Source organism: Billgrantia campisalis, from assembly GCF_022341425.1.
GTDB classification, from domain to species: domain Bacteria; phylum Pseudomonadota; class Gammaproteobacteria; order Pseudomonadales; family Halomonadaceae; genus Halomonas; species Halomonas campisalis.
In genome coordinates this window covers 81,053-99,089 of sequence record NZ_JABFUC010000015.1, presented here as the reverse complement: position 1 = coordinate 99,089, position 18,037 = coordinate 81,053, and the positions used below count along the sequence as shown (strand labels likewise).

14 protein-coding genes are annotated in these 18,037 nt (G+C 64.0%); 5 read left to right on the top strand and 9 right to left on the bottom strand.

All coding sequences use genetic code 11. From position 1 onward, the window contains the following. Positions 1-9: 9 nt before the first annotated feature. Positions 10-558, bottom strand: a complete 549-nt coding sequence (locus tag HOP52_RS16595; protein WP_238978527.1) for a TRAP transporter small permease — start codon at positions 556-558, stop codon at positions 10-12. Positions 559-644: 86 nt separating this feature from the next. Continuing rightward, positions 645-1,643, bottom strand: a complete 999-nt coding sequence (locus HOP52_RS16590) for a TRAP transporter substrate-binding protein (protein ID WP_238978526.1) — start codon at positions 1,641-1,643, stop codon at positions 645-647. A gap of 369 nt (positions 1,644-2,012) precedes the next feature. On the opposite strand from HOP52_RS16590, the gene pdxR reads away from it, so the two are divergent. After that, positions 2,013-3,488 carry a MocR-like pyridoxine biosynthesis transcription factor PdxR gene (gene pdxR / locus HOP52_RS16585; protein WP_238978525.1) on the top strand — a complete coding sequence of 492 codons (1,476 nt, stop codon included), beginning with the start codon at positions 2,013-2,015 and terminating at the stop codon, positions 3,486-3,488. Between the two features lie 22 nt (positions 3,489-3,510). Here the strand turns inward: pdxR and HOP52_RS16580 are convergent, their stop codons facing one another. The 4 genes from HOP52_RS16580 to xsc form a co-directional block, all read right to left on the bottom strand. Further along, on the bottom strand, positions 3,511-4,950 hold the full coding sequence (locus tag HOP52_RS16580) for an NAD(P)/FAD-dependent oxidoreductase (protein ID WP_238978524.1): 1,440 nt from the start codon (positions 4,948-4,950) through the stop codon (positions 3,511-3,513). A 46-nt stretch (positions 4,951-4,996) separates the two neighbouring features. Beyond that, the gene (locus HOP52_RS16575) at positions 4,997-5,389 is read right to left on the bottom strand and encodes a nuclear transport factor 2 family protein (protein WP_238978523.1); all 393 of its coding nucleotides are present in this window, start codon (positions 5,387-5,389) and stop codon (positions 4,997-4,999) included. Positions 5,390-5,550: 161 nt separating this feature from the next. Then, positions 5,551-6,693 carry a glycine oxidase ThiO gene (thiO, locus tag HOP52_RS16570; RefSeq protein ID WP_238978522.1) on the bottom strand — a complete coding sequence of 381 codons (1,143 nt, stop codon included), beginning with the start codon at positions 6,691-6,693 and terminating at the stop codon, positions 5,551-5,553. Between the two features lie 185 nt (positions 6,694-6,878). Next, positions 6,879-8,699, bottom strand: a complete 1,821-nt coding sequence (gene xsc, locus HOP52_RS16565) for a sulfoacetaldehyde acetyltransferase (protein ID WP_238978521.1) — start codon at positions 8,697-8,699, stop codon at positions 6,879-6,881. Between the two features lie 254 nt (positions 8,700-8,953). Between xsc and HOP52_RS16560 the strand changes: the two genes are divergently transcribed. From HOP52_RS16560 to HOP52_RS16550, 3 genes are all read left to right on the top strand, one after another. Further along, on the top strand, positions 8,954-9,934 hold the full coding sequence (locus HOP52_RS16560; protein ID WP_238978520.1) for an AAA family ATPase: 981 nt from the start codon (positions 8,954-8,956) through the stop codon (positions 9,932-9,934). Then, positions 9,931-11,664, top strand: a complete 1,734-nt coding sequence (locus HOP52_RS16555; protein WP_238978519.1) for a cobaltochelatase CobT-related protein — start codon at positions 9,931-9,933, stop codon at positions 11,662-11,664. Before HOP52_RS16560 ends, HOP52_RS16555 begins: the two co-directional genes overlap by 4 nt. Positions 11,665-11,917: 253 nt before the next feature. Then, the gene (locus HOP52_RS16550) at positions 11,918-13,507 is read left to right on the top strand and encodes an alanine/glycine:cation symporter family protein (RefSeq protein ID WP_238978518.1); all 1,590 of its coding nucleotides are present in this window, start codon (positions 11,918-11,920) and stop codon (positions 13,505-13,507) included. A 49-nt stretch (positions 13,508-13,556) separates the two neighbouring features. Here HOP52_RS16550 and HOP52_RS16545 read toward each other — a convergent pair whose 3' ends face one another. Together HOP52_RS16545 and pta are read right to left on the bottom strand one after the other, a co-directional pair. Next, positions 13,557-14,306: a TSUP family transporter gene (locus HOP52_RS16545; protein ID WP_238978517.1), complete on the bottom strand. Its 750-nt coding sequence runs from the start codon at positions 14,304-14,306 to the stop codon at positions 13,557-13,559. A 4-nt stretch (positions 14,307-14,310) separates the two neighbouring features. Next, positions 14,311-15,333, bottom strand: a complete 1,023-nt coding sequence (gene pta, locus HOP52_RS16540) for a phosphate acetyltransferase (protein ID WP_238978516.1) — start codon at positions 15,331-15,333, stop codon at positions 14,311-14,313. 234 nt (positions 15,334-15,567) lie between these two features. Between pta and HOP52_RS16535 the strand changes: the two genes are divergently transcribed. Continuing rightward, positions 15,568-16,389: an IclR family transcriptional regulator gene (locus HOP52_RS16535; protein WP_238978515.1), complete on the top strand. Its 822-nt coding sequence runs from the start codon at positions 15,568-15,570 to the stop codon at positions 16,387-16,389. A gap of 114 nt (positions 16,390-16,503) precedes the next feature. Here HOP52_RS16535 and HOP52_RS16530 read toward each other — a convergent pair whose 3' ends face one another. Continuing rightward, positions 16,504-18,024, bottom strand: coding sequence for a tripartite tricarboxylate transporter permease (locus HOP52_RS16530; RefSeq protein WP_238978514.1), 1,521 nt, complete (start codon positions 18,022-18,024; stop codon positions 16,504-16,506). Positions 18,025-18,037 lie beyond the last annotated feature (13 nt).

The window sequence follows — 18,037 nt, the reverse complement described above, 5'->3', positions numbered from 1 at the left end:
TCCGCTCGCTCAGCTCTTACCGTCAGTATTGTTCTGCATGCGCTTCATCTCTTCTATCTGTGCATCTTCCGGATCCATCACCTGCTTGTTCATGACGTGTTTTACATACATGTTCTGCAGAATCCGAATCGACATGATCAAGAAGGCAAGCGGAAGGATCATGTAGAAGTACTTCATCGGAACCCCCATTGTCTGGGACTTCCAGAACACATTCATTTTATTGAAAACAAAGTCGTAGCTCAGGTAGACGAAGTAGAGATTGAACCCGACCCAGACAAGATCGGTGAAGATATTACAGACCTTCTCCACGACTCGCGGGAAGAAGCGAAACTGAAAGGTGACGCGGTTATGCGCCGACATCTTGGCCGCATAGACCGCCCCCATATAGGCAAACCACACGAAGGCGTAGGTGGCCAACTCATCCCCCCAGGCCAAAGAGCCGCTGAGCACATTTCGCAGCACGATCTGGATAAACAGAAGCACTACGAAGAACACCAGGAGAAACTGGCACAGATAGTTTTCCAGGTTGTCCAGCACTTTAAAGATCACCTGTTTCATTTGGCCAACACCTCACCGATGTTCTATCCACAAGGTACGAACGCTGCACCGACCCCAGGCCGGTGCAGCGCATTCAGGGGTATAGGTCAGTTGAGGTCTCGCCCCAGGGCCTGGAGCGCCGCCTCGAGCCGCTCCTCACCGCCGATGCTGTCGTAGAAGCGCGGCCAGATGCTGGAAGCCCGCTCGATCCACTCCTGCTCGCCATTGGCCGGCTCGATGATTTGCATCCCGTGCTCTTCCACCAATGCCTGCTTGATCGCCTCTTCCGAATCCAGCAGGTAGTCATAGCTGTAGGCAGTGGCCTCACGCCCCGCCTCCAGCACGATCTCCTGCATGTCCGGGCTCAGACTCTGGAACTTGGACTCGCTGATGATCAGCGGTTCGAGCGAGAACACGTAGCAGATATCGGTGATGTAATCCTGAACCTCGTAGAACTTCATCGCATTGATGGTGATATAAGGGTTGTCCTGCCCATCCACGACGCCCTGCTGCAGGGCCGTGAAGGTCTCCGACCAAGCCATGGGCAGCGGATTGACACCCCACTCCTGGTAGGAGGCGATCATGATCTCGTTACGCGGCACGCGGATGGTCAGCCCACGCAGATCGTCCGGGCTGGCAACCGGTTTGCTGGAGTTGCTCAGTACCCGACACCCCGAATAGGCCCAGGAAAGAATCCTGACGCCGGCATCGCGAATGGTATTTTCCGTCAGCTGCTCACCGATCTCACCCTGGGTAAGCACCTTGGCATCCTCCGGTCCCGTGATAACGTAGGGAAGTGTCAACACGCCCACCGTGGGCGAGAAAGGCGTAATGTTATTGATCGCCAGCACCGAAAAATCCAGCAGACCCATACTGGCGCCGCTGACCGTGTCCTGCTCACTGCCTAGCTGACCATTGGGAAACAGATCGACATTGACCTGACCATCGGTTTTTTCATGAATCAGCTGGGCAAACTTTTCTCCCATCGCGTACTGGGTCCCACCCTGGGCATCGCCCAGCGCCATGCGCCAGGTCTCGGCCAGGGCATTCTGGCTGATGACGGCACTGACGGCCGCTACGGCTACAGGAAGCATCATCTTTTTCATGTCGTTCTCCCAGCAAGGTGTTGTTATTGAGCTTGTATTCCCCAGAAACAGGCGCTCGGATCATTCCGTGAGTTCTACGCTGCTCCGTGACTCTCACTTTATCCCCCCTGCCGACAGAGACTAGGGCCAGACACCGCCCATCGATTGGTCCAGCTCACCGACAAATCATCCCCCACGGCACCCGCACTGTTCTTCGTGCTTTGCCGATTTCAAGCAATTGATTTCACAATAATCAAACTGGACATCCGGCGATTTTCTTGGCATGTTCGATGGCATGTGGATCAACCCTTGAGCACCACTCTTCGTACCGCGCGGGGCAGCCTTCACTGCCGCTACCGGGCGCGGAGCGGCACCCTGATCGAGTGACTCATGAGCCAGCTTCTGTTCCACCTCGATTCGAACCAGCCAGCGAGCCTGCAACAGCAGCTTCGCGAGCAAATCGTCCACGCCATCCTGGACGGCCATCTCCCCCTGGATGAGGCCCTGCCCTCCAGTCGCAAGCTTGCCAAGGAGCTTCAGGTCGCGCGCAATACGGTGATGCTGGCCTATGAGCAGCTGCTCGATGATGGTTACCTGATCGCCAAGAGCCGCAGCGGCTATTTTGTCAACCCGGAGATCCTCGAGGGCCGTGCCGAGAAGCCGGTCCGACTCAACGACATCGATGCCGAGCGCATGCCCTGGGAAGAGCTGCTGACGGTCCGCCCATCCCAGCAGGCAACCATTCGCAAACCCAGCGACTGGCACCGCTATGACTATCCGTTCCTCTACGGCCAGATCGATCCCGCACTCTTTCCCACCCAGCACTGGCGGGAATGCAGCCGCGATTCCATGAGCGTGCCGGCGATTCGCAGCTGGTCGGTCGATCATCTCAGCGATGACGACCCGCTACTGGTCGAACAGATTCATCAGCGGCTGCTGCCGCGACGGGGAGTCTGGGCCAAGCCCGAGGAGATTCTGGTCACTGTCGGCACCCAGCAGGCGCTCTGGATCGCCGCCATGCTGCTGCTCAAGCCGGGCCGGCAATTCGGCATGGAGAACCCCGGCTATGTGGACATGTACAACATCGCGCGGATCTTCACCGACGACATTCGCCTGCTGCCGGTGGACGAACAGGGCATGCGGCCCATCGAGGAGCTGACCCAATGCCAGCTGGTCTACACGACCCCCAGCCACCAGAGTCCCACCACGGTGACCATGCCGCTGGAGCGCCGCCGACAGCTGCTGGACATGGCCGAAATCGATAACTTCCTGATCATCGAGGACGACTACGACAGCGAGACCAATTACCTCAGCAACCCCACGCCTGCCCTCAAGAGTCTCGACCGGCATAGTCGGGTCATCTATGTCGGCAGCCTCTCCAAGACCCTGGCGCCGGGGCTTCGGCTCGGCTACATGGTTGCCCACCCGACGTTGATTCGCGAGGCTCGCGCACTGCGGCGGCTAATGCTGCGCCACCCGCCTACCAACAACCAGCGCGCCCTGGCGCTGTTTCTCGAGCGCGGCTATCACGATGCGCTGATCCGGCAGATTCACCAGACGTTCCAAGCGCGCTGGCAGCGCATGAGCGAGGCCCTCGAGCGTCATCTCCCCGACTGCTATACCCCCTCCACCTACGGCGGCTCCTGCTTCTGGATCAGAGGCCCCGAAGGGCTGGACTGCCAGCGCCTCCAGGCGCTGGCTCGGGAGGAAGGCATCCTGCTGGAACGCGGCGACCTGCACTATTTCGACCGTCCCGCCAGGGAGTACCTGCGCCTGGGCTTCTCAGCCATTCCCGAGGAGCGCATCGAGCCAGGCATTGAACGCCTGGCCCGACTGATGCCGCTGGCAATGACGCCGGGGGAGTAGCACCACTCCCCCACCGACTCACTTAGAGCACCTCGTCCTTCAGGTAGTACCAGCGATAGAGAAAGCGCTGCCCGAATCGCCGGAAGGGGGCGAAGGCCTGGGATTCGACCTTTTCCCGGATATTCGGGAACGGCAGCTTGGAGGTGAAGATCGGCAGGTCGAGCTGCTTGCCGTCACCGGCGATCCACTGGGCCAGGCGACGCCCCGCCTGGGCCGAGTACATGACCCCGTTGCCCCCGTACCCCAGGGCATAAAAGATGGCTTCCTTGGGGTCCGGCTGGTGAATGCGCGGCATCATGTCATGGCTGACATCCACCCAGCCCCACCAGGAGTAGTCCAGCGCGACCCCTGTCAATGCTGGAAACTTGCGAACCATGTTGCTCACCAGCACGTTTTCGTATTTTTTCTGGGGCGCATCACGCCCGGTGATCGCACTGCGGCTGCCGATCTGCAGCCGGTTGTCCGGCAGCAGGCGGTAATAGTGTCGCAGCACGCGGGTATCGGTGATGACCTGGTGGGTACGCAGGCTACAGGCTTCGATTTCACCCGGGGTGAGCGGCCGGGTGACGATCGAGTTCGACAGGATCGGCAGCAGCCGATTCTTGAGCTGGGGGTGCAGGCTCTGGGAAGTGTAGCCGCCGGTGGCGATGCCTACCGCACGCGCCTTGACCACCCCTCCAGGCGTTTGCAGGTAGTGAACGCCATTGCGGGTTTCCCAGCCCTGCACGGGACTCGAGGGGTGTACACGGGCCCCCAGCGATCTCGCCTTCTCGAGATAGCCGAAGGCCAGCTTTCCGGCGTGAATGCCGATGCCCTCGGGCTCATGCATGGCGCCGGCCGCCTCCTGATCGCCGATCCAGTCGCGCTTGACCGTCTCGGCATCCAGGATCTGGGCATCGTAGTCGAAGATCTCGCGCAGCAGCTTGGCTTCCTTTTCGAGTGTCGGCATGACCTTGTCGCGGTGGGCCACGTAAAGGTGCCCGCCATGCTGAGGCTCACAGTCGATATCCCGAATCAGCGACTTGAAGGTCTCCATGCCCGCCAGGCACTCACGATGCAGCTTTAGCGCGGTATCCAGGCCATAGCGCTCGATCCACTGGGAGCGTTTGAGCCGCCCCGAGGCGCACTGGGCCTGGCCACCGTTACGGGTGCTGCAGCCCCAGCTGGTGCGATTGGCCTCGAGCACCGTGGCGCGAATGCCGTACTCCTGGGCCAGAAAAATAGCCGCCGTCAGGCCGGTGAAGCCGGCCCCGACAATCACCACGTCGACATCCATGTCGGCGGTCACCGGGCCATCGTCGGCAGGCGGCTCCCCCGCCGTACCGATCCAGTAGGTGGGAGCGTAGTCACGGCCCTGCCCCGGCGTCGCACTTCTAAGCGGATCGTAAGCCGGATCATATGGCTGAGAGGGGGCGGTCGCACGGCACTTCTCGTCTCGCGCCCTGCTGGCGATTGTCTCCATGATCGACTCCTTGCTGTCATTGCTGGGCCGTGACGACGGAACGGGCTTAGCGGTCGCCGCCGGCGACCGGCGGACGGTTCTTGCGGAAGGCATTCTTGACGGCAATCTTGCCGTCGCGGAAGGTGAAGGCATCGATCATCCGAGCCTCGGAGCGAACCCCGTCGGTGGTCGTGCCCTTGTAGGTGGTTTCCGAAAAGCCGCGGTCACCGATCACGAAGTGCTCGCCATCCACCCAGCAGGCATCGGGAGCCGTCTTCCAGGCGTTCTCCAGCCCTTGCCGCACCTCGGCCTGGCCGACGAAGCTCTTGCCGACCAGCTCAGGGCCGGCCACGGCATGAAACACGCAGTCATCGGTCATCATCGCCATGACCGCATCGATATCGTGACGATTGAGGGCGTCGCTGAAGGCCTTGAGAAATTCCACATCCGGCTGGCGCATTTGTCTCTCCCGTAAACTGGCTGATAGTCGCGATAGCGAGTGAGGCTCTGTCTGCATGGCGAGTGCCATCGGTCAGAGCCTGACAACGAGACTACTGGTGTGCTCTGCTCTCGCTTAGCGCCAGTTGGGAACGACCTATTGGGCCAGGATTTTTTCGCCGGTTATTCAATGGTTTGGCCAGGATCAGCCACTGCTTTCAGAGGATGGTAGTGAGGGGTATACGGCGTGGGGTCGATCAATGGGGAGCGCCCCAGCAGTCGGTCGACCAGCAGCCGTGTCGATGCCGGTGCCAGCACCAGGCCGTTGCGGTAGTGGCCGGCGTTGACAAAGAGCCCGCGGATCCCCGGCAGCTCACCGATGAAGGGAATCCCGTCGGGCGCGGCCGGCCGAAGCCCAGCCCAATGGTGCTCGATGGCGCAGTCGGCCAGGGCCGGCAGCATGGCCAGTGCGCTTTGGCGCAGCGACTCGCGAGCCTCATCCGTGGGAGTCTTGTCGAAGTCGGCCTCTTCCAGGGTCGAACCGATCAGCACCCGTCCGTCCCCGCGGGGGATCAGATAGCGGCCGTCGGCCAGCACCACCCGTTCGAGGAGTTGCCTGCCCCCGGCCATCGGCGGGGTGAGAAACAGCATCATCTGCCCCTTCACCGGGCGAACCGGCAGCGCCAGGCCCAGCGTGCCGAGCAGCTGCCCGCTCCAGGCCCCGCCGCACAGCACCACCCGGCCGGCGGCCAGGTGCCCGCGGGGCGTCTCCACCCCGCTCACCCGCCCTCCTTCGACGCACAGCCGCTCGACCTCCATCCCTTCCTTCAGTGTCACGCCCGGAAGCGCCATCAGCCGGGCCCGCAGCGCCTGGCAGAGGCGCGGATTGCGAATGCTGCCCAGGGTCGGCATCCACAGCCCCGAGTCGATCCCCTCGGCCAGCCACGGCTCCTTGGCATAGATGAGATCGGCACCGACCGCCTCGAGCGGCTTGCCGAGTCGGCGCGCCCAGTCGAAGGCCCTGTCGCCATCGTCAACGCGCAGATAGAGCAGCCCCTTCTGGCGATACTCGGGATCGATGCCGGTCTCCTCGAGCAGCCGGGCGGCCAGCTGCGGATACTCATGCTCGGCAAAGCGCGCCAGGCTGGAGACCGGCTCGCTGTAGCGCCAGGGGTACAGGGGGGAGACGATGCCCCCCCCGGCCCAGGAGGCCTCTTCGCCGCACCGCCGGCGTTCAAGCAAGGTGACGGAACAGCCGGCCTCGGCCAGCTGCCAGGCGGTCATCATGCCGATGACACCGCCGCCAATGATCAAGACGTCTTGCATATCGCATTGCCCCTCATGGCCCGGGGTGACTGCCCCGCAGCCACCGTTTCAGCCCACCAAACGAGATCCCCGGTCCGGCAGCGACAGACTGCCCGGCGACCGGGGATCATCCAATGGAACGTTATGCCAGCTTGTGCGCCGAATTTCGAGCCGCCGGATCGGCGGCTCGAGTCCGACGCGCAGCTTCAGACGTAGTCCTGGTACTTCTCCAGCAGGCGCACCGGCTTCTTCAGCGCGTCGCGGCGGAACGGGTCGCCCAGTTCGCGGGTACACATCACCTCGATGATGCAGGTCTTGCCCTCGTTCATCTGCATCTCCACCGCTTTCTTCAGCGCCGGACCCACGTCCTCGAGCCTATCCACGGTGATGCCCTCGGCCCCCATCGCCCGGCCGATCTCGGCGAAGCTCTGGTTATCCAGCTCGCCCGCCACGAAGCGACGGTTGTAGAACTCAACCTGGTTCTTCTTCTCCGCGCCCCACTGGCGGTTGTGGAACACCACCGCGGTCACCGGGATGTTTTCCCGAACCGCGGTCATGGTCTCCATCAGGCTCATGCCCCAGGCACCGTCGCCGGCGTAGGCGATCGCCGGACGGTGCGGGGCCGCCGCCTTGGCGCCGATGATGGTCGGCAGCGCATAGCCGCAGTTGCCAAAGCTCATCGGCGCAAAGAAGCTGCGCGGCTTTTCGAAGCGCAGGTAGCTGTGGGCCACGGCGTTGATGTTGCCGATATCGGTGGAGACCATCACGTCCTCGGGCATGGCCTTCTCGAGCTCGCGCAGCACCTGACGCGGGTGCAGGTACTCGCCGCCGGAGAACGGCCGCTCGCCCCTGGCCTCCTCAATGGCGTCGAGGCTGAACGGGTCCTTCTCGTGGGTCCACTCGTCCAGCTCCTTCTCCCAGGCCGCCTTCTCGCTGGCGATCTGGTCGGCGCGACTCGCCTTGGTAGCATCGCAGGCCAGCTCGCGACCGGCCAGACGCTCGCTGAGCGCCTCGGCCGCCGCCTTGGCGTCGCCGCAGATGCCCACCGCGATCTTCTTCACCAGCCCGAGCATCTTATGGTCGGCGTCGATCTGGATGATCTTGGCATTCTTCGGCCAGTAGTCCAGGCCGTGCTGGGGCAGGGTGCCGAACGGCCCCAACCGCGTGCCCAGCGCCACCACCACGTCGGCCTGGGCGATCAGCTTCATGCCCGCCTTGGAGCCCTGGTAGCCCAGTGGGCCGCACCACAGCGGATGGCTGGCCGGGAAGGAGTCGTTGTGCTGGTAGCTGTTGACCACCGGTGCGCCCAGCCGCTCGGCCAGGGCTTTGCATTCCTCGACGCCATCGGCCATCACCACCCCGCCGCCGGAGACGATCACCGGGAACTTGGCGCCCGCCAGAAGCTCGGCGGCCTCATCGAGGCTCTTGGTACCGCCGGGCCCGCGATCCAGCCGCGACGGCTCGGGAATCTCGCACTCGATCTCACCGTAGAAGTAGTCGCGCGGGATGTTCAGCTGGGTCGGTCCCATCTCCGACATGGCGCGATCGAAACAGCGCCCGGTGTATTCGGCCATCCGGGCCGGGTGGGTGACGTGGCCCTGGTACTTGGTGAATTCCTGGAACATGGGCAGCTGGTGGCACTCCTGGAAGCCGCCCAGGCCGATCCCGTTGGTGCCCGCCTCGGGAGTGACGATCACCACCGGGCTGTGCGCCCAGTAGGCCGCCGCGATACCTGTCACGCAGTTGGAGATGCCGGGTCCGTTCTGGCCGATCACCACCCCGTGGCGACCGGAGACCCGCGCATAGCCGTCGGCCATATGGGCGGCACCCTGCTCGTGCACCACCGGCACCAGGCGGATGCCGGCCGGGGCGAAGATATCCATGGCGTCCATGAAGGCCGAGCCCATGATGCCGAACATATCGGTGACGCCGTTAGCCACCAGGGTTTCGACGAAGGCCTCGGACGGGGTCATGGTCTGCTTGCCCTGCACGACAGGGCGAGTATCGGGGGTGTTGTCGGTGCTCATGGGAGTCCTCCGGGCGACATTGGCCGTTTCGATTTATATGAAACCTATGATTCCGTTTATCGGAATCCACGTTGACTCTAGGCTCGCGCCGCCCGGCCGTCAAGCTTAAATTCCATAAAACGATACACTTTGACTCTTTTTATGAAACCGACCTATGATGACGGAGCACCAACAAGGCCCCTCCCCGACAGCGAGGCCGCGATCCCCATGGCCAGAGCCCCATGGCCAGACCCCAGGGGGGCAAGGAGACAGTGATGACAGATCCGATCAACATCCAGCCCGATCTCATGCGTTCGGTCCGCGAACTCTTTGGCATCGACAGCGACCTGCAGGTGCCAGCCTTCCGCGAGCGTGATGACTACGTACCGGATGTCGACGAGGCCTACCGCTTCAATCCCGACGTGACCCTGGCGATTCTGGCCGGCTTCACCCGCAACCGACGCGTCATGGTTCAGGGGCTACACGGCACCGGAAAGTCGACCCATATCGAGCAGGTGGCGGCTCGGCTGAACTGGCCCTGCATGAGGGTCAACCTGGACGGCCACATCAGCCGCCTGGATCTGGTGGGCAAGGATGCCATCGTGGTACGCGAGGGGGTGCAGGTCACCGAGTTCCAGGAGGGCATCGTGCCCTGGTCGCTGCAGCGTCCGGTGGCGCTGATCTTCGATGAGTACGACGCCGGCCGACCGGACGTGATGTTCGTCATCCAGCGCATCCTCGAGCGCGATGGCCATTTCACCCTGCTCGACCAGAACCGGGTGATCCATCCCCATCCCCACTTCCGGCTGTTCGCCACCGCCAACACCGTGGGGCTGGGCAACCTCACGGGGCTCTATCAGGGCACCCAGGTGCTCAACCACGCCCAGATCGACCGCTGGAACATCGTCGCCAAGCTCGACTACCTGCCCCGCGACGAGGAGGTCGCCATCGTGCTCGGCCGGGTACCGTCCAAGGACAGCGACAAGGGGCGCAAGCTGATTGCCTCGATGGTCGCGGTCGCCAACCTCACCCGCCAGGGCTTTGCCACCGGCGACCTGTCGACGCTGATGTCCCCGCGCACGGTGATCACCTGGGCAGAGAACTGCGAGATCTTCCGCAGCCCGGCCCTGGCCTTCCGCCTGTCGTTCCTCAACAAGTGCGACGAGGCCGAGCGCCCCATCGTCGCCGAGTATTACCAGCGCTGCTTCGACGAGGAGCTCGACGAGGCCAGGGTGCGGGAGGCAGATCCCACATGACCACGAGCCCCCAGCAGCAGGCGCGCCGCCAGGAGCGCATCGAGCAGCTGTGCGCGGCCAGCCTGCGCGCCCTGACCGGTGATGCCGATCTGCACTACCGCGGAAGGCGTCTCTACCAAGGCGAGATACGCCTGCCGACTCATGCGCCGCACCTGCGCATTGACCCCGCGCAGGATGCGTTCAGCGATTGCCGGGCCGCCGCCGACGGCATGGCCTTGCGCCTGTTGCACTCCGATGCGGCCCTCCACCGACGTCTCTGCCCGGAAGACCCGGTCGAGCGGCTGTTCTTCGAACTGCTCGAGCAGCTGCGGGTGGAAACCTTCGCGCCTAACGACATGCCCGGCATGGCCGCCAATCTCCGGCAGCGCTTCGAGCGCTGGTCCCACGCCTTCCACCGCTCCGGGCTGACCGAGGGAAGCATCGGTATCCTGCTCTACACCGTGGCGCAGATGTGCTGGTCCCGGCTGCACGCCCGGCCGGTGCTGGAGGAGACCGAGGGCTTTATCGAGAGCACCCGCTATGGCCTGGCTGACGAGCTGGGCACCCCGCTGGCCGGCCTGCGTCGCCAGCGCCACGACCAGGCAGCCTACGCCGTGCACTCCCTGGCCATCGCCCGCATCATCGGTGCGCGAGTCCGGGCAGCGCGCGCGGCTAGCGCCAGCGAGGACGATGCCAAGGAGCGAGAAGAGGAGACCACCGACGCCTTCGCCCTGCTGCTCGATTTCGAGGAAGGCGACGGAGATGACAACGGCATCGCGGCGACAACATCCGGGCGCAGCAAGGTCTTCGAGGACGCCGCGCTCTCCTACCGGGTATTCACCACACGCTTCGATCGCGAGGTCGCAGCCGGCAGCCTGGTGCGCCGGGCCCTGCTACGCGAGTACCGCGAACGACTGGACCAGGCCACCGCGGAACAGGCCATCAACCTGCCGCGCCTGGCTCGCCGTCTTGGCCATGTGCTTTGGGAGCCGCGCCCCGACGGCTGGGCCTATGGCGAGGAGGAGGGGCACATCGACGGGCGTCGACTCGCCCAGCTGGTCAGCTCACCCACCGAACGTCGCCTGTTCTATCGCCAGCAGCTCAAGCTAGGCACCGACTGTGCGGTCAGCCTGCTGATCGACTGCTCGGGGTCCATGAAGCACCACATCATGCCGGTGGCGATGATGGTCGAGAGTGTGATGCGCGCCCTGGAGATGATCGGCGCCAGCACCGAGCTGCTCGGCTTCACCACCGGGGCCTGGAACGGCGGTCGCGCCTATCAGGCGTGGCTGCGCGGCGGCCGGCCCCGCGGACCAGGGCGCCTGAACGAGGTGTGCCACATGGTATTCAAGGAGGCCGACCGCAGCTGGCGACGCGCCCGCAGCGACATCGCGGCGCTGCTCAAGCCCGACCTGTTTCGTGAAGGCATCGACGGCGAGGCGGTGGAGTGGGCCTGCGAACGCCTGCTCACCCGCTCCGAGACCCGACGCATTTTGATCGTGATCTCCGACGGGTGCCCGGCAGACAGCGCCACCAACCTGGCCAACGATGCCTACTACCTGGACAACCACCTGAAGGAGGTCGTCGCCCGGCGCGCCCGGGAAGGCCAGATCGAGATCCTGGGCCTGGGCGTGGGCCTGGATCTCAGCCCCTTCTATCGTCGCTGCCTGGCCACCGACATGTCCCAGGCCCTGGATAGCCACCTGTTCGAGGAAATCGTCGATCTGATCAGCGGTCGACGCCGCCGTTAACGGGCATGCCGCCATCACCGCTCACCGGCCGAGGAAAGGCCACGCCAGACGTGGCCCATCGCCACACCGGAACTGGCGCCATAGGCACACCAAACTGGCCCCATCGCCACACCAAAACTGGTCCCATTCATACGCCACCAAGCCTGTTAGGCTCAAAGCACGACACCACGGTTGGCCACATCGCGGCCAACCGGGCGGCCTGGCAAGGGCCGGCCCGCTATAACAACGACAATGATCCCGAGGCACCCTGTTTATGCGACTCGCTATCCTGCCCGCGTCACGCGCCTGGGCCGGGGCCCTGGCAGCACCGCTGCTAGGCGTCGTACCCAGCGCCAAGGCGGCCGGCATCGACCAGGCTGCCGAGACCCTGATCGCCCCGGTGGCATCGGCGGTCTCCTCGCTAATTTTCTTCACCCTGCCGCTGTTCGGCGCCGAGCTGCCGCTGGTGGTGCTGTGGCTGATCGCCGGCGCGGTGTTCAGCACCTTCTACTTCAACTTCATCAATCTACGCGGCCTGGGCCACGCCTTTAAGCTGGTACGCGGCGACTACGCCCATCCCCGGGCCCGCGGCGAAGTCTCGCATTTCCAGGCCTTGGCCACCGCCGTCTCCGGCACCGTGGGCATCGGCAATATCGGCGGGGTCGCCATCGCCATCGCCCTGGGCGGGCCGGGCGTGCTGTTCTGGATGATACTCGCCGGCTTTCTCGGCATGTCCACCAAGTTCGTCGAGTGTTTCCTGGCCACCCACTACCGCCGCCAGAACGCCGACGGCAGCGTTTCCGGCGGCCCCATGTTCTATCTCTCCCGAGGGCTGTCCGAGCGCGGCCTGCCCCGCCTCGGCAAGGCGTTGGGCAAGTTCTATGCGATCGGGATCGTGATCGGCTGTCTGGGCATCGGCAATATGTTCCAGTCCAACCAGGCCTTCATGCAGTTCGTCAATGTCACCGGCGGCGCCGACACCAGCTGGTTTGCCGACAAGGGGTGGCTGTTCGGCCTCTTCCTGGCCGCGCTCATCGGGCTGGTGATTCTCGGCGGTATCAAGTCCATTGCCCGGGTCACCGAGAAGGTGGTGCCCGTCATGGCCATCCTCTACTGCAGCATGGCGCTGCTGATCCTGGCCATGAATGCAGAAGCGATTCCCTTCGCCATCCAGGCGATCTTTCACGGTGCCTTCACGACCGAGGGTGTTGCGGGCGGAGCCCTGGGCGCCATGATCATCGGCTTTCAGCGGGCGGTATTCTCCAACGAAGCCGGCATCGGCTCCTCGGCCATCGCCCATGCCGCGGTGCGCACCCGCGATCCGATGACCGAGGGGTATGTTTCGCTGCTCGAGCCGCTGGTGGATACCATCATCATCTGCAGCCTCACCGGCCTGGTGATCGTTACCACCCTCTACTACGACCCGGGCCTGACTGAAGCCGCCAGCGGCATCCAGATGACCTCCCAGGCCTTCGAGCGAAACGTCGCCTGGTTCCCGCTGCCGCTGTCGGTGGCCGCACTGCTGTTCGCCTTCTCTACCGCCGTCTCCTGGTCCTACTACGGCCTCAAGGGGTGGTGCTACCTGTTCGGCGAAGGCCAGTGGGGGCGCAATCTGTTCAAGCTGCTGTTCTGCACTTTCATCGTGATCGGTTCGATGATCCAGCTGCAGTCGATGCTCACACTCTCCGACGCGCTGGTCTTCGTGATCTGTGTGCCCAATATCCTCGGCATCTATCTGCTTGCCCCGGTGGTCAAGCGCGAGCTCAAGCGCTACCGGCAGCGACTCGCCAGCGGCGAGATCGTTGACTACCGGCGAGCCGCTGGCGCCGCTGCGGCGAAAGCTTCGGAGCGGACAGGACCTTGAGCCGGCTCACCCCGGACGCCAGGAAAATGGCCACTCCTCAGATGTAAGATCAGGCAAGCGCGGAGGCGATCAGGCTGACCCCCATCACCAGCAACACCAGGAAGGCGATGCGGCGCATGACCAGCGGGGAAAAGGGCAGCGGGAAACGGCGCCCCGCGTAGGTGGCAAGCGCGATGACCGGCACCGACCAGACTGTGAGCCAGAGGATCTCAGCGGTCATCTGCCCCAGGGAGACCACGAACAGGGTGCGCACGCCGGAGGTCGCCGCAAAGAGCAGGATCAGCAGGTTGCGGATTCGGATCGGCTCGATGGGCTGACGGTAGCAGTGATAGATCAAGGGCGGGCCGGCCATGCCGAAGAGCCCGCCCAGCAGCCCGGAGAGGCCACCGAACAGAGCGAAGCTGCGCCGTGAGGAGAGCCGCTGCTGACGGCTCGGCTGGAGCAGCAGGCTGGCACCACCATAGAGAACGACCACGCCCAGCAGCAGGCTGAGCAGGGTGGCGGCGCTGCCGCTCAGGTAGTCGAGCAGCAGCACGCCCACCATGATCATCGGCACGATGCCGGCTACCGCTGCCCAGGCCGACGGCCAGTCGACATGCTGCAGCCGACCCGGCAGGGCCACCAGGCAGTTGATCAGCGTCATCAGGCTGACGACGGCGGCGACCGATGCCACCGGCGCGATACCGAGCCCGCTGGTCGCTCCCATCACGATCATGCCCAGCCCGAAGCCGGTCACCGTCTGGAAGTAGCCCGCCAGGGCGGCAATCAGCAGGAACGCCAGCAGCGTCTCGAGTGCCATGGGATCAGGCGCCCGCGGTGTGGCGCGCTTCGGCCGCCTGGGCCTGGACGCCGGTCACGGCGATGACATGGTAGATATCGTCAACGCTGCAGCCCCGCGACAGGTCGTTGGCCGGTTTCGCCAGCCCCTGGAGCAGCGGTCCGATCGCCTCGGCCCCGCCGATGCGCTCAGCCAGCTTGTAGCCGATATTGCCCGCTTCCAGGTCGGGAAAGATCAGCACATTGGCATTACCCTTGACCCGGGATTCCGGCAGTTTGCGTTCGGCGATCTCGGCCACGATGGCGGCATCGAGCTGCACGTCTTCATCGATGGCCAGGGCAGGGCGCCGGGCCTTCACCTCCCTGGCGGCCTGCACGACCTTCTCCACGCTGCCGTGGCGAGCGCTGCCGCTGGTAGAGAACGACAGCATCGCCACCCGCGGTTCCTCACCCAGCAGCGCTTCGGCACTATCCGCCGCGGCCAGGGCAATCTCCGCCAGCTCCTTGGCATCGGGGTCGATCACCAGTCCACAGTCGGAAAAGATGAGGCCGCCCTTCAGGCTGTGGAATGGCTGGCACAGCATCATCAGGAAGAAGCTCGAGACCAGCCGACAGCCCGGTGCCAGGCCGAGGACCTGGATAGCCGTGCGTACCACATCGGCGGTGGTGTTGACCGCACCGGCCACGCTGCCATCGGCGTACCCTTCACGCACCAGCAGGTTGGCGAAGCACAGCGGCTCTCGCACCGCGGCGTCGGCCTGCTCACGGGTCATGCCCTTGCGTCGACGAAGCTCATGCAGCGCCGTGGCCAGCGGCTCGCTCAGGGGCGAATCAGCGGGGTCGAGCAGTTCGATGCCGGTCAGGTCGAGTCCCCGATCGGCCGCCACGTCCACCATGGCCTGACGCCTGCCCACCAGCAGGATGCGAGCGATGCCTGCCCTGGCCGCCTTGACGGCCGCCTGAAGCACCCGCTCGTCTTCCCCTTCACAGAGCACGATGCGCTTGGGCTCCCGACACGCCCGTTCCACTATCCGATTCAATGCTTTCATGTCGACTTGCCCTGCGCGGCCGCTCGGGTATAGGGAGTGCTGTCTGTTCTCATCGGGATCCTCCAGGGCATGTGTTACTCGATACTATTTTTATGGTACAAAAAGTTCCGGATAACGAAATTTAATCAAAATCTAGCCATCCCGCTCGCCTACGTCAACGTAAATTTCAAAAAACGGGACAAATTGATTTCTTTTAAAGAACCCCTTACCTTGGCGCCAAAGGGAGACCACGCCATGACCCGCCAAAAATCCGAGATCACCAAGCTCGACGGCGACACCCCCGCCCAACGCCTGCTGGCGCTGCTGGAAGTGATTGCCGAGAAGGATCAGTTCTTTACCCTGCAGAGCCTGGTCGACGAGACCGGACTGCCCAAACCCACCCTGCACCGCATGCTGCAGCAGCTGGAAGGCTCTGGCATGCTGCAGCGCGAGGCCGATAGCCGCCATTACAGCAAGGGCAGCCGACTGCGCCGGCTGGCGGAAAATCTGCTGCTCAACGACACCGTGCACGGCGCCCGCCATGCAGTGCTCAGCCAGTTGGTCGACGAAATCGGCGAGAGCTGCAACATCACCGCCCTGTCGGGCGGTGAAGTGCTCTACCTCGACCGCGTCGAGACGTCTGAGGCCCTGCGCTTCTACCTGCAGCCCGGCTCCAGGGTGCCAGTGCACTGCTCGGCCAGCGGCAAGCTGTTCCTGGCCCAGATGGGTCCGGCCCAGCGGCGGCGACTGCTCGGTGAAATCCCCCTCAAGCCGTTCACCCGCAATACGCTGACCGACCTCACGGCTCTCGAGGCCGAGATCGAAACGGTTCGCCAGAAGGGCTACGCCTTCGATGACGAGGAGTTTCTGCCCGGCCTGCTCTGCATCGCCGTGCTGGCCCCCAGCCCAAGGGGCAAATCCAACCTGGGTATCGCCATCCAGGCACCCATCATGCGCATGACCAAAGAGAAGGCCCTCGAGTGTCTTCCGGCCCTGCAGCGTGCCGCCAAAGCCATTGCCGCCATCGACCAGCAGGCCATGCCCCGGGACGACAGCCTGGCCGGCTCGGAAGCCTGAGCCTCACTCGGCAAAAGGCCATCGATACTCGCCCAGCGTTGGGACAGACTCAGCCACAACCGAACAGGCAAGCTGGCCGGCCCTTGAGGACCAGCCAGTCGTGCCGGCGAGGGCTCAACCCGCCAAGGATGCATCGTCACGACGCGCTGCCGTTCTCCGCCGCCAGCGCTTCAGGTTGCGGATGGTGATCAGAATCAGCGACAGCGCCGTCAGCGCCAGGAAGAAGATCGTGATCTCGTTGCGCAGCAGGATCGAGTAATCGCCGTTCGACATTTGCAGGGCGCGTCTGAGGTTGTTCTCCAGCATCGGGCCCAGCACGAAGGCGATCAGGAAGGGGGCCGGCGGGATATTGGCCTTGAGCATCCCGAAGCCCAGAATGCCGACCAGAAACATCACCAGCACATCGAAGGGATTGCTGTTGACCGCATAGGCGCCGAAGACACAGAGCACCAGCACCGCGGGGAAGAGCACGGTATTGGGGATATCGGCAATGCGGGCGAATACCCGGATACCCAGCTTGCCCCACATCACCATGAACACCGAGCTGAGCAGAATGCCGCAGAAGATGGCGTAGACAATGTCGATGTTCTCCTGAAACAGCAGTGGCCCCGGCGTCAGGCCGTGAATCATGAAGGCGCCGAGGATCACCGCGGTGATCACGTCCCCCGGCACCCCCAGCGACAGCAGCGGAATCATGGTCGCGCCACAGACCCCATTGTTGCCGGCCTCGGAGGCCGCAACCCCTTCAAGTTCTCCCTTCCCAAAGTTGTCACTATTCTTGGAAGCGCGCTGCGCCGCTCCATAGGAGACGAACGCCGCCGGTGCCCCGCCGATGCCCGGAATGGCACCCAGCACCACACCGATAACGCTGCCGCGCAGGATGCTGCGCAGCGACCCCTTGAACTCCTGCCAGCTGACCCGCGCATTGGCCGCCTCGGCAATCCGGGTAGCGACCCGGTAGCGCTTGGTGAACTGATTGATGATCTCCGGCATGGCGAACAGGCCGATCAGGATCGGAATGAAATTGAGCCCGGCAGTCAGCTCCACCTCGCCGAAGGCGAAGCGCGGCGTACCGAAGATGATATCCAGGCCCACGCTGGCCAGCAGCAGGCCCAATGCCGCGGAGGCGAGCCCCTTCATCAGCGAGCTGCCCGAGACACCGGCGATGATAGTCAGCGAGAAGCACATCAAGGCAAAGAACTCCGGCGGGCCGAAGCGCAGCGCAAAGGCCGCGATAAAGCCGGCCAGGAAGATCAGCGCCAGGTTGGAGATGAAGTCGGCACAGGCCGACGAGTAGAGCGCCATGTTGAGCGCCTTACCCGCCTTGCCCTGGCGGGCCAGCGGGTAGCCATCCATCACGGTGCAGGCACCGCCGGGTGTGCCCGGCGTCTTGATCAGGATCGCCGGGATCGAGCCGCCGTAGACCGCCCCCTTGTAGACGCCGACCAGCAGCAGGATGCCGGTCACCGGCGGCAGGGAAAAGGTGAAGGGCAGCACCAGGGCCACGGCCATGGTTCCCGTCAGGCCGGGGATGGCACCGAACACGATCCCCGCCAGCACACCGATCAATATCGCCAGTACATTGCCCCAGCTCAGGAAGAGCTCGAGGCCTTGAGCAAAGTTGTCGATTATCATGAATACGTCCTTC